Raw genomic sequence first — 13,341 nt, 5'->3', positions numbered from 1 at the left:
TAAAAAATTAGTATTTAAGTTGTTAGACCCTAGGCAAATAGTATTAAATTGTTTTAATATATTTTGCATAAAGCCCACAGCTGATAGCCTATTGCTATTACGATTCGTGCAATACGATGGCTGGTTGGATTTTGGCAGCCTGTCGACTTGGATAAAAAGCACAAATCGTGACTAATCCGTAGATAATTAAAATCGCCAAAACAATTGCCACCCAATATACTCCTGAAGCCAAATCAAATACTTTCAAAATTGGGAATTGTACCGCAAAAAGTAACCCTATAAGTACAGCAAAGGTAGCAATAACCCACATCTCAGCAACAAACTGCTTTTGAATATCTGCTTCGGTAGCGCCCATAGCACGGCGCACACCGATTTCTTCACGACGTTTGGCAATATTTACTTTTAATATTCCGAAAAGCCCCATGGCAACATTGAGCAGCAAAAAGCCTGCAATGATGGTAAAGACTATCATTGGAACCAATGCCATATTATGTTGATTTTGTCGTTGGTCGGTCAAATAGCTCACTTCAACAGTCCAGCCTACCAGCATATTACCGAGGTCTTTTACCAATTTTGCCTCAAAATTGGCATCTGTTCCTGACTTGAGCTTCATGACTATTTTTCCTTCTTCAGAGCGTGGCCACATTAATTGAAAGAAGGCAGGCTCATTTTTGGTAAACTCACCTTTTGCTTTGAAATTATCAATTACCCCAACGACAATTTTATTATCATCCAGTGTTTTTCCAATTGGATTTTCAGTGCCAAAAAGTGCATCAGCTGTCTTTTGGTTAATCACAACGGGCTTATTTTTTGCCACAGAATCAGAGGATTGATACCAGCGTCCTGACTTCATTTTTATGTCAAAAACCTCATCAAAATTTTCATCAGCATAATATATATCCGACAGTGTACTCGTTTTTTTACGACTAATCGAACTATTCATTTGACTGAAAGAAAAAGGAGAATTTGAAGACATTTGACTTACTTTTTCTACCTCAGGATAAGATTTAATTCTTTGTAAAACTTTAGCAATTTTATCGGCAGTTTGTACTGTATCCTGATTGCGAGACAAATCTATTGCCCACACTTGCTCATATTCAAATCCTAGGGATTCTCTATAATTATCAAGATTGAAGGTTACCAAAGACATTACCCCGAATAGCACCATAAAAGATGCCCATATTTCTACGATCAAAAGGAGGTGACTTCCTTTTCGATTCCATATTAGTTTAACTAAATGCTGTAACATGATTGTTGGGTTTTGAGGGTGATTTTGTTTTTCCTGAAAAATCTACTGTCTTTTGAGTGCATCAATGACTTTCATTTTGGCCATTCTGAAAGCAGGAGCCACGCCAGAAAGTAAACCAAACACCAAACACACTAATAGACTTACTCCAAAAACAGGCAAATTGATGGTCAAATCTGAGTAGAGAATCAGGCCACTTCTATTAAATATGTAAATACCTACACTCGTCAGAATTAAAGCAATAGCCCCCCCAATAAAAGTAATGAAGATATTTTCGACGATAAACTGAAACGCCAACGTACGAGTTGGTGCACCAAAAGCCTTACGCACACCTATTTCGGAAGCTCTTTCCAAAATTCTACTTACATTGAGATTAACCAAATTGATAGCAGGTAACCCCATGAGCATCAATAACACCAAACCCACTACTAGATAAAATTTATTACCGATTTCTTGATGAAAAAGACCGTATAGCATCGTATCTATATAAGTTTGTGCATGTGTATCAATAATAGAATACTTCGTACCACCCATTTTTATGGGTACGGGAATTTTGGATACATTATTCTCAAACTCAGATCTTATTTCTGGAAAATCAGAAGAGCTATTTGCCTCTATAATTGCCACAAAAGTGCCTTGCAAGCCTGTTCTTTGATAATTGCTTTTGGGTAAATTATAAGGAAAAAACATATCCGAAAACGTCAGAATACGAGTAACTGGACCAGCCTTCACCACGCCAATTACCTTATATTTCTCATTATCGACTTCAACCATTTTTCCAATAACAGACTCAGATGAGCTATCAAAAAATTGTTCTCTCATTGCATCCGTAATAACAACCACATGGTCGCCATTGGCAATATTGGTTTGATTGAAGGGCTTTCCTTCCAAAAATTCATAATTCGTTATTTCCCAAAAATTAGTATCGCAATATTTTGTACTAACCTTTATCCGCTTGCCATTGATGTAGGAATTGGCAGAAGTAATCATGGAAGAAACACTTGTTCGCTTAGGGGTTTTGAGTGTTTCTATGTATTTTTTGTAAAAATCATAAGAGATAGGTCCACCCATCTGAGAGGTTCTCGCAGAATCTTCCAAAAACAAGTTCATGACATATAAAGATTTGTCTCTGTTTTGCTCTGGATAGTGACTTCCTACCAAGTGATCAAGAAATGAAGTAATCATCATCAACACTGTGAGGGTAATGCTTATCCCAAACAAGGTAATGAAAGTATAGAAAGGATGCCTTAACAACACTTTCCATGCAATTTTGATATAGTTGAGTAACATATTTTTTGCGTTTTAAAAAGTATAACTTAAGTATTAGTACCGAGTTTTCGAAAAGTGGTTTTTGACAATACTATTGATGATTTATACAAATCTGAAATCAAAAATCCGACATCCGATATTGATCTAATAGACTTGTGTTCCATCAAACAAACGAATCAGGCGGTGGGTTTTCTTTGCCATACTTTCATCATGCGTTACCATCACAATGGTGCAACCTTCGGCATTGAGTTGGAGTAGAATATTCAAAATTTCGTTACCCATCGCACTATCCAAATTACCCGTAGGTTCATCGGCCAAGATAATATCTGGCTTGCCTACAATGGCACGTGCAATGGCAACACGCTGTTTTTGTCCCCCCGAAAGTTGATTGGGAAAATGCTTCATACGATTGCTCAAACCCACTTTCTCCAATGCTTCACGAGCGGCATCTCTACGAGATTGAGCAGAAGAATTACGATATAAAAGAGGAATTTCAACATTATCCAACACCGACAAATCATTAATCAAATGGAAGCTTTGGAAAATAAAACCAATTTTTTGATTTCGAAGCAACGCCAAAGCTTTGTCTGTATATTGTTCAACATGCTTTTGATCGATAAGAATTTCTCCTTTGGTAGGCTCGTCCAGTAGTCCCATGATATTGAGCAAAGTACTTTTCCCACATCCAGAGGGTCCCATGATGGACACAAATTCGCCCTTCTTAATGTCTATGTTGATATTATTTAATGCCAATGTTTCGATAGTGCTCGTCTGGTACACTTTCTCGATGCTATTTAATGTAATCATAGAGGATTTGTTGTTTAATGTCCTAAGAGTAAATAGGCTTAGGTCGGTTATTTGATTAATAATTTTTGATTGAGTTCAAAGTCATACAATGTATAAAGTCTTAACTTGAAATAGGCTTGCCAATAGTCTCTCAAAGCCTGAATATAGTCTCTTTTGGCACGGTCTTTTTCTTGCAAAGCAATCCCTAAATCTGTAATACTTAGGTCACTAAGGATAAATCTATCTTGTGCAATCTGGTAACGATTTGTTGCAATATCATCGGTTTCCTTCGTCAGATTTACTTGCTTTTGGAGCATTTCAAACAAGGTTACTTGGGTATAAATTTCTTGTTGAAAAGTAAGCTTATCTTGTTCTACACTTTGCTGGGCATATTGCAAATTAGCCTTTGCGGTTTCTACTCTTGCTTTGGAGCGTCCCCAATCCATAATAGGAAGGGTAAACTGTATTTCCACGAATTGTCTATCCTGTGGTTTTTTGTAAACATCCAAAGGCGTATCACCACGATTTGACAAACCCAATGCCAAATTCAAATTGGCATTTAGACCGTTTTCTTTTTTAGCTTTTTCCATATCCCGTTCAGCTTCTAGCATTCGTCGTCTAAAGGCAATAGCATCCGAACGATTTCCCAAAGCCTCCGACAATGCCTTTTTTTCATCCACTTCAAACAAGCGAATCTGAGCAGGAATCAACAAATCAAACGATGCTTCGTCACGATAGCCGATAAAAGTTTTAAGTTTCAATCGAGCTACTTCAGCTTGTTGTTTGGCTGAAGCCAAATCCTTTTGAGCATTCAATACGGAGAGTTTGATTTGTAATAAATCGTTTTCAGATATTTTTCCTAGACTCAATCTTTGTTCAGCTATTTTCAAAAGAACTTCGTTATTCTCAAGGTTTTTATGGGCAATCTGCAAATTTACCTGCGCCAATAACAAGTCAAAATAATACTCTGCTGTAGCCAAGGAGATTTTCTCCATGTTTTCAATCAACTGTTGTTCGCTTTCGGCATATTTGAGAGGTTCTATCAACTTATCCCATTTCATCAGATTGAACCTAAAAAGTGGCTGATTCAATCCAAACGCCAAAGGAACGCCATTGTAAAGTGTCAATTTATTTTGAAAATCATCAAATCGCTGTAATTGATTTTGAACATAAATTACCCCTCCAGTTTTGGCAATACTTTGGCTCAACGATAAAGTCAGCGTTGAGTTATTGTTAGAAACAGACTGAAAAGCAATTGCTCCATCGGGCTGCTGAACCTGAATAAACGAGCGAGTAAAACTAGGCAAAGTTCCTCCCAGACTTAACTGTGGCTTATAATCTGCCAAAAAGGTTTTGTATTGCCAGTAATTCGTGGCTTTTTGCGTATGGGCTTGGGTGGCGGAAATGGATTTTTCTCTCGCTAACAAAATCGCGCCATCCAAACTCAAGGCTGGTTGTTGAGCCCAACTATGCCAACTAATCAGCCATAAAAAAAGTATTTTTCTCATGGTTCAATCTGAATTTGGTCTAGGTGTTTGTATTGACTCATATCGGTAATAATCACTTTCTCGCCAGGTTTCAGCCCTTGCTTGATTTCTACAAAATCAAAATTGCTTAATCCAGTTTCTATTTCTCTACGTCTGGCTGTTTTACCATTTTCTAAAACAAAAACAGGTAATTTTCTTTTTCCGTTAAAAGCAGGACCATTCGATATTCTGACAACATTATCAACTTTTTGCGTAATGACATATACTTCCACTTTCATATTGGGTCTGAGTAAGGTACTACGATTGTCATCCAAACTTATCGCAAACTGTATTACGCCATTTGAGACTGATGGTTTAATCTGAACAACCATTCCTCTCAAAGCTTGGTCATTAATCCTAACAATTACGGGCAAGCCTACTTTCAATTGTTCTGCATAAACATCCGAGCATGAGCCCTCAACTCTGAAACTTCCCAAATCAGCCAATTTTGCTAGCATTTCACCCTCATTCACGGCAGTACCAATTTTATCATTTACCCAAGTCAATACCCCCGCACGGTCGGCAACGATGTCTGCCATTTTAATTTTATGACTCAACTCTTTCAAATTCTTTTCTTCAATGGAAGCTTGTAACGTATAATCTTTCAAATTTGCTCCCACAGATTTTTTGTTATAGCTCAACTCATTTTCTAATTGAGATTTTTCAAGTTCAGCAATTCTCAATGCATTTTCGGCTTTAGTTATGTCCTCTTGAGTTCTTCCACCTACCTTCTGAAGTCGTTTGGTATCTTCAAGTTCAGCTTTTAGTCGATTAATATTTAGCTGTTTTACTTTGTCGTTGATATCTGAATCAAAAATCTTTTTATTCAAATCCATTTTCAGTTTCTCAATACTATTCTGTTTGAGAGCCAACTGATCTTTGAGTTTTTCTAGCTCTATCATCGTCAACGACTTGTCTAACTCTACAATGGGCTGTCCTTTCTGAATTTTAGCACCAACCGTAAAATAAACTTGCTTGACGCTGGCTTTAATAGGCGTTGTAATGATTTGCTCAAAAGCAGGAATTACTTCACCTGTGGCAGTCAGTGTATTTTCAACGGAGCCTATTTCGGTTGTTGCCACCCGAATTTTATTGGCATTGATAGATGATTGTAAAGTGTTGTTTAAAAAGTAAACAGCAATACCCAAACCACCAGCGATAAGCGCTACGGTAGTCCAGCGTTTGTATTGCTTTTGCTTGACTAGGTTTTTAGAGATTTCTTTGTCCATAATTGTAATGATTATTTGTATATAGTAGTTCCAAACACAATGCCAAAACATAATATATTGATTTACAGTATATTATAAAAAATAGTATCCTAAAAAACTGTGCGATTTCGAACACCTTGTGCGGATATGAACGTAGGTGAGTATATGTTCAGGACAAAAAAAGGAAAGCTGAGTATTCAGAACAGAAATTGACTATATTTACCAAAATGATTTACCTGATTTAGGCAGAAAAATCTGACTTCATAAAACTTTAGCAAACAAAAACTCATTGGATAAATTTTTGTTGAAAGATTACCCTCTTTCAATCAGAGCTTTATCGACATACTTGATACAATATGAAAATCGGTTATGCACGTGTAAGTACACAAGAACAAACGCTCGACCTACAAATTGATGCATTAAAAAAATATGGCTGTGAAAATATTTTTACAGACAAAGTTTCTGGCTTGAAAGCTCACAAACCAGAATTTGAAGAAATGATGAAATTTGTGAGAGAGGGTGATACTGTTGTTATCTGGAAACTCGACCGCTTGGGTCGCTCAACAAAGCATTTGATTGATTTGGTTGCAGAATTAGAAAGGCGCAAAATCAACCTTGTTTCTCTCAACGACCCTATTGATACTACCTCACCAAGTGGAATTCTGGTCTTCCAAATTTTTTGTGCGTTGGCCGAACATGAAAGAAATATCATTGTGCAAAGAACTAAGGCAGGTTTGGCTTCGGCTCGTGCTCGTGGACGTATGGGTGGTCGTCCTAAAGGTTTATTACCTAAATACCAAGATATTGCTCCAGCTGTAAAAGAACTTTACGATGCTCAAAAACTCTCGACAACGCAAATTATGAAGTTCTTCAAAATTGGAAGTCGTCGCACTTTTTACAAAATCTTAGCGCATGCAGGTGTTAAGGTTCAAGGATTTACCAAAAAACGAACACGACGCAAAGATGATACCCAATAATCTAATCTCGTTCTAATGCACTTTATACCAATGTATTAAAGCCTGTGTTTTACCTTTGTGACCAAGTAATTAGGGTTGGTATTAAGATTTAGGTGATTAAGCCATTAGTATATTTTCATGTATCAGTAATCGTTTCAACACTCATGGCTTAACTCCTAAACTTTTATTGTGAATATAAACCAATCGAGCAAAAGTCGGAGGTATTTCAACAAAAGGTCATGTCAGAAAATGACTACCTGATAGCTCGAAACAGATAATAGAAACAAAACCAATTACTTATTAAAATTATATCATGGAGAAACAGCACATTTTGATTGTAGAGGATGAGCAGAAGGTAGCTAATTTCATCAAAAAAGGACTTGAAACCCAATCCTTTGAAGCATTAATCGCCGAAGATGGTCAAACAGCCATCGACGTATTTTCGAAGCATACATTTGATTTAGTAATTCTAGACATTGGTTTGCCCGATATGAGTGGTTTGGACGTTTGTGCCAAAATACGTGAAAGTAATACCCAAGTGCCTATTTTAATGCTTACAGCACTGGGAAGTATGGCCGACAAATTGAGTGGATTCGAAGTGGGTACAGACGATTATCTCGTAAAACCTTTCGACTTCATGGAATTATTAGTGAGAGTCAAAGCACTTCTCAAACGCAGCACCCCTTCTTCTACATCACCCAATGAAATTTTGAAAGTAGCAGACTTAGAGTTAGATCTTGCTCAAAAACTTGCCTTTCGAGGTGGAAGACAGATTGAACTCACTGCCAAGGAATATAGTCTACTTGAATACCTAATGCGTAATCGTGGTCGTGTAATCTCGAAAGTTGACATTGCCGAAAACGTGTGGGACATCAATTTTGATACAGGTACCAACTTTATTGAGGTATATATTAATTACCTCAGAAATAAAGTGGACAAAGGCTTCGAAAACAAGCTCATTCACACAGTTGTAGGTATGGGATATGTTCTAAAAGCAAAATAACTATGACGATTCGCACTCGACTCATCGTGATGTTTAGTAGCATCGTGGTGGCCTTGTTGGTTCTTTTTAGCACTTTTTTGTATTGGGAAGAAGAACTTCACCGACAAACTATCTTTAGCAATCGTCTTAAACACGAGGGAATTACCTCTGCTGAAGCGCTCTTTGGCAACGAAAAACTGAGTCCTCAGTTATTAAAACTTTTAGATAAAAACCAAATGACTGTACTCGATAAAGAAGAGGTAGTCATTTTTGATAAAAATAAAAAAATCCTTTACGAAAGTGGTACGGATTACTTTAATATTCCTACCGAACGCTTAGATGAAGTTATTCGAAATGGAGAAATCTATTGGCAAGTAGGTCAAGGTGAAATATTTGGATTTAGATACCATGTAGGAACAAAAGAGTTACTAATTTTTTCATCGGCAGTAGATGTTTATGGTCTGAGTAAACAGCGAAATTTAGCCATTATGCTCATCACGGGCTGCCTATTGACAACTTTAGTGGTGTTTTTTGCAGGATGGTTTTTTGCAGGACGTGCACTACAGCCTATCAATCGTATTATCAAACAACTCGATACCATTACGGCATCAAACATGGATTTGCGATTGGATGAAGGAAATAGAACCGACGAAATTGCACAATTGTCACTACGTTTTAATCAGATGTTAGAGCGTTTGCAAAAAGCATTTCGTCTACAAAAATCATTCGTGGCACACGCCTCACATGAATTAAGAACGCCTTTGACTGCTATTACAGGACAAATTCAGGTATCCTTATTAGCAGATGATTCTCCAGAAGAATTAAAGGCAATGATACAGTCAGTTTTGGAGGATGTTCAACAGCTCAACAAACTGGCAAACGGTCTTTTAGATATTGCTAGCATGGATTCTAATCAGATTCCGCTCAAGTACAACTTAGTTAATCTAACTGAGTTACTCTGGAGTGTACGTCAAGAGCTAACTGAAAAAAAGCCCGAATATGAGGTTTTATTATTTCTTGAACAGGATAAAGATATGATGCCCGAGCTATATGCTCATGAAGCATTGCTTTACACGGCTTTGATTAATTTGATAGAAAATGGGGCAAAATTTTCAGATAATAAGACCGTTTCTGTCAAAATTGAATGTGTAGACGATGGTGCAAAAGTTTCTGTCCAGAATACAGGTAAAGTAATTCCTGAAAAAGAAATTCAAGAAATTTTTGAGCCTTTCAAGCGTGGTTCCAACGCTCGAAATACACCAGGGCATGGTGTAGGGTTATCTCTGGTAAAGAAAATTGTAGAACTGCATCAGGGTCAGATTCAGGTAGAATCATCTGAAAATCAGGGCACAACATTCACTGTATCTTTACCTTATAGATTAAAAGGTAAAATCTAATTTCGTTCTAAGCTGAGTCTGAAGTTGTCCTAATGTCGAGGTTGCATCTTTGTAACAGAAACAAAAACAAAGAACCATTAAACAATCTCGTCATGAAAACTTGGATATATGCACTCGCTTTAATTTTGACTGCCAACTTAGCAGCAGAAGCACAAAATACTTGGACCAGCGACCCAGGTTATAGTACACACAACTACAAACATCCCAACAAAGCTGCGGCTGCAAAAAAACAAGCCGAAAAGAATCACAATACAGCTTTTGTGGTAGTTGGAAAAACAAACAGAGATTACAAAAAAATTGCTAATGAAGCTACTGAGAAAAAACTTTTGCTTGATTATGGCAAAAGTCCAGAAGAATTAGCCAATGTAAAAAACTATAAAATGCCACATACAAACACTACCAACTCTGCTTCGGTTGAGAAAGAGATTGCAGTAAAAGCAGAGGGGGTAGATAAAAACTAAAATCATTGTATAGAGTTAGTTGATTTAAAGGCTTGTTGGTGCTGAAAAGTATTTCGACAAGCCTTTTTCCTAAATATTACCTGTACAAATCCACTAGCAATATTGATTTATTACCTCATTGATTGATTCTAATTAACCTGTTCAGTGTAGTTCTACGCCATTTTTAAGCAAAATAATTTATCGAAAATACACTATGCCGATGATCAGCTACATTGGTGACATGATACGAATTGAGCAGCTAAAAATATTCATATTAAATTGTTGGTAAAAAGCACTGTTAGACCACTTGGCTCGAAACAGTGCATCTTTTTTTACGGCAATTGATATGAGGAAGATTAGTATTAATGCAAAATAAAATTGCATTAATATGCTTTAGGCAGTAAGCCGTATGCATTAGGCAAAAAAGCTTTAATTATCTCATCAGAAGTTCTTTTCAACTTTTATCTTACAGCTTAAAGCATAGAGCTTAATGCGGGTAAAATTATTTTAATTTTGCCCACTATTTTATTACCTTCTATTGTATTGGAGCTTCTGGAATGGAGTTAGAATAGCTTTCTGGCAAACGGAAAACTCTCATATCATTACTCATTGAAACACAGCTAATTATTTTTCAAGATAAAAAAATAAGGTGACCTAATTGCTTAAGTCACCTTTTTCTCCAACTTCATCTGAAGTCTGGAATTACTAACCCGATATTAACGAATTACTCTGAGGCATTTGTTCTCATTGAGAACTTCATGTTCCTAATAAACCTATCTTTGACATTACAAAGATGTACAATGCTTTTTATATATTTTTATTTATATTTTATAAGCTAATCATAAATAATATTTATACATTAATTCAAGTATCTGCATGCTAAAGCTTTAAATATCTTTCTTGAAACTATAAAGAAATGGTGCTTTGTGGGATTTTCCTGTAAATTGTTTTTCATGCCTGTTCAAAATTCCTTTTGCCAACATAGAACGCTGAAAAGTCGTTCGTCGAATATTTTGACCTAATATCAACTCATATACTGTCTGCAACTCTTTCATGGTAAATCTTTCTGGTAAAAGGTTCATACCCACCAATTTTTTATCTAGGTTATCTCTCAATGTCTCAAGTGCCTTTGCGACGATCATGTTATGATCCTGCATAAGTGTAGGAAGTTGGTCAATATTATACCAACAACAACTGTCAGATAATTCATCTGGCTGTGGATTTACACCTTCGTAATTTATCAAGGCATAATATCCCACCGAAATAAACCGATCTAATAACCAGCAATCCTCTACAGGGCTATTTCCACCCCCATTCATAATCATTTCCATCGCCTCAGGAATATATCTTTCGAGGCTTCCAAAAACATGAAACTGCTCCAAATAGATATTGTCTAAGCCTGTACGCTCTCGAAGTCCACGACGAACAGCATCGTCGAGACTCTCATTGATTTTAACAAAACCGCCTGGTAAGGCAAACAATTTAGTATTATGATACTCCGAAATAAGAATCTTTAATTGCTTGCCATCGAAGCCAAAAATTACCGAATCATAAGCTATATGTGCTAAATATCCCGCTTCCTTCGCCGAAACCACCTGTGTAATATTTACTTTATCCATTGTCGAATATAAAAAAAATCTGTGAAATAATTGTATTATTTAGTTTTTCAAACTACTATTGTCAGCAAATGAGACAATAATAAAACATTCAGAACAATATCCAATGAAAATCCTCAAATCTAGTATTGCTGTGATTGCTTTGTGCGCATCCAGCATCTCTATGGCACAACATGCCGAAAATGCTTACGCTTTCCCTGTTCAAGTGAATGTTGAACAAGGAATCATTGAAGGCGAATTTGACGTTCGCAACAGCATTCAGAGTTACAAAGGTATTCCTTTTGCCAAACCACCTGTTGGCGACCTTCGCTGGAAAGCTCCACAAGCACCTGATAAATGGTCGGGCGTTCGCCAAACTAAGAAATTTGGTCCAAGAGCAGTACAACCTGCTTTGTTTGGTGACATGGGTTTCCGCAGCGACGGCATGAGCGAAGACTGCCTTTACCTAAATGTATGGTCACCTGCCAAGTCAAATGACGAAAAATTACCTGTTTTGGTATATTTCTATGGCGGTGGTTTTGCTGCTGGCGATGGTTCAGAATATCGTTATGATGGCGAAAATATGGCAAAAAAAGGAATTGTAACAGTAACCGTCAATTATCGTCTGAATATTTTCGGATTTTTCTCACATCCTGAATTAAGTAAAGAAACGTCATATAAAGGCTCGGGTAATTATGGCTTACTTGACCAAAACGCAGCCTTGAAATGGGTACAAGCTAATATTGCCAAATTTGGAGGCGATCCCAAAAGAGTAACTATTGCAGGCGAATCAGCTGGTTCGGCATCGGTAAGTGCTCAAATGGCTTCTCCCCTATCCAAAAATCTCATTGCAGGAGCTATTGGCGAAAGTGGCTCGTTATTAACCGCAACTCCTTTGGCTGATGCCGAAAAACTCGGAGTTGATTTTGCGACAAAAGCAGGCGCTAAATCATTAAAAGATTTGCGTGCGCTATCTACTTTTGAGCTATACCAAAAATATAGAGCACAAAATGCTGGTTTCAGAACAACGCTAGATGGGTATTTTTTCCCGAAAACTTTTACCGAAATTTTTGAGTCAAAACAACAAGCAATGGTTCCATTGATGCTAGGCTGGAATTCGGAGGAAATGAACTACCGTGCTCTTATGGCTGGCAAAGAGTTGAACAATGAAAATTATGCCCAGCGTGTAAAAGAATTATACGGTGCTAAAGCTGAAGAAGTTTTAAGACTTTATCCATCGGGAGCTCCAGAAGTAACTGAACAATCTGCAACAGATTTGGCTGGCGACCGTTTTATTGGTTTTAGTACTTGGAAATGGTTTGATTTACATAGAAAAAATAGCGAGCAACCTGTGTATCGTTATTTCTACGCACAACCTCGTCCAGATATGCGTGAAAGCGATTTGGAAGCGGGTTTAGCAGGTGGCGTAATCAAAAAAGACAAAAATGCCCCAAAAGCTCCGAAGCCTAAAGGTGCTGTTCACTCAGCCGAGATAGAATATGCTATGGGAAATTTAGCGACCAACAAGGTATATGCTTGGACAGAGGACGACTATAAAGTATCGGAAACGATGATGAATTATTTTGCTAATTTCATCAAAACAGGCAATCCAAACGGTGAAAAATTGCCAAATTGGCCAGCAGCCAAGAATGAAGAAAAGCCAGAAGTGTTAATCATTAATGCCAATACAAAGGCAGTTCGTTCAGAAAATGAAGCGAGATATTTCTTTTTAGATAAAGATTTTCTGAAGAAATAATATCTTAATTATTTGGCTTTAGACCGTAAGCCATAGGCAGTATGAAGAAAAGCTTCCATACTCCACAAGTTTTTAGCATACGGTACAAAGTCTAGAGCTTAAAGCTGGAATTTTACCCAGTAACCCCAAAAAGTGCTAGCGGCACAAAGTGAGTGAATAAAACTCACTTTGTGCCGCTAG

Annotated in this window: 11 protein-coding genes; 5 read left to right on the top strand and 6 right to left on the bottom strand. The window is 37.1% G+C overall.

Annotation, left to right across the window (positions count from 1 at the left end; all coding sequences use genetic code 11):
• Positions 1–97: 97 nt before the first annotated feature.
• The 5 genes from QM481_RS20315 to QM481_RS20295 all read right to left on the bottom strand — a co-directional run bounded on the left by QM481_RS20315 (position 98) and on the right by QM481_RS20295 (position 6,056).
• Complete coding sequence (locus QM481_RS20315) at positions 98–1,249, bottom strand: ABC transporter permease (RefSeq protein ID WP_283383081.1); 1,152 nt, start codon at positions 1,247–1,249, stop codon at positions 98–100.
• A gap of 42 nt (positions 1,250–1,291) precedes the next feature.
• A complete protein-coding gene (locus QM481_RS20310; protein WP_283383080.1) occupies positions 1,292–2,536 on the bottom strand; it encodes an ABC transporter permease in 1,245 nt (414 codons plus the stop codon).
• A 123-nt stretch (positions 2,537–2,659) separates the two neighbouring features.
• The gene (locus QM481_RS20305; protein ID WP_283383079.1) at positions 2,660–3,322 is read right to left on the bottom strand and encodes an ABC transporter ATP-binding protein; all 663 of its coding nucleotides are present in this window, start codon (positions 3,320–3,322) and stop codon (positions 2,660–2,662) included.
• A gap of 47 nt (positions 3,323–3,369) precedes the next feature.
• A complete protein-coding gene (locus tag QM481_RS20300) occupies positions 3,370–4,809 on the bottom strand; it encodes a TolC family protein (RefSeq protein ID WP_166552703.1) in 1,440 nt (479 codons plus the stop codon).
• Positions 4,806–6,056: an efflux RND transporter periplasmic adaptor subunit gene (locus QM481_RS20295; protein ID WP_283383078.1), complete on the bottom strand. Its 1,251-nt coding sequence runs from the start codon at positions 6,054–6,056 to the stop codon at positions 4,806–4,808. Before QM481_RS20295 ends, QM481_RS20300 begins: the two co-directional genes overlap by 4 nt.
• A 335-nt stretch (positions 6,057–6,391) precedes the next feature.
• Here QM481_RS20295 and QM481_RS20290 point away from each other — a divergent pair, with 335 nt between their 5' ends.
• The 4 genes from QM481_RS20290 (at position 6,392) to QM481_RS20275 (ending at position 9,831) form a co-directional block, all read left to right on the top strand.
• Positions 6,392–7,012: a recombinase family protein gene (locus QM481_RS20290; protein ID WP_166552705.1), complete on the top strand. Its 621-nt coding sequence runs from the start codon at positions 6,392–6,394 to the stop codon at positions 7,010–7,012.
• A gap of 292 nt (positions 7,013–7,304) precedes the next feature.
• Complete coding sequence (locus QM481_RS20285; protein WP_283383077.1) at positions 7,305–7,994, top strand: response regulator; 690 nt, start codon at positions 7,305–7,307, stop codon at positions 7,992–7,994.
• A gap of 2 nt (positions 7,995–7,996) precedes the next feature.
• Positions 7,997–9,370: a HAMP domain-containing sensor histidine kinase gene (locus tag QM481_RS20280; protein ID WP_283383076.1), complete on the top strand. Its 1,374-nt coding sequence runs from the start codon at positions 7,997–7,999 to the stop codon at positions 9,368–9,370.
• A gap of 92 nt (positions 9,371–9,462) precedes the next feature.
• Positions 9,463–9,831: a hypothetical protein gene (locus QM481_RS20275; protein ID WP_283383075.1), complete on the top strand. Its 369-nt coding sequence runs from the start codon at positions 9,463–9,465 to the stop codon at positions 9,829–9,831.
• Between the two features lie 866 nt (positions 9,832–10,697).
• On the opposite strand, the gene QM481_RS20270 is transcribed toward QM481_RS20275, so the two are convergent.
• Entirely contained in the window at positions 10,698–11,429 is a 732-nt protein-coding gene (locus tag QM481_RS20270; protein WP_166552709.1) for an NUDIX hydrolase, read from the bottom strand.
• A 103-nt stretch (positions 11,430–11,532) separates the two neighbouring features.
• On the opposite strand from QM481_RS20270, the gene QM481_RS20265 reads away from it, so the two are divergent.
• Positions 11,533–13,161, top strand: coding sequence for a carboxylesterase/lipase family protein (locus tag QM481_RS20265; protein ID WP_374760921.1), 1,629 nt, complete (start codon positions 11,533–11,535; stop codon positions 13,159–13,161).
• Positions 13,162–13,341 lie beyond the last annotated feature (180 nt).

It is taken from the genome of Flectobacillus rivi, from assembly GCF_030056655.1.
GTDB classification, from domain to species: Bacteria; Bacteroidota; Bacteroidia; order Cytophagales; family Spirosomataceae; genus Flectobacillus; species Flectobacillus rivi.
The sequence above is the reverse complement of the archived record's forward strand: the minus strand, read 5'-3'. Positions and strand labels throughout refer to the sequence as shown.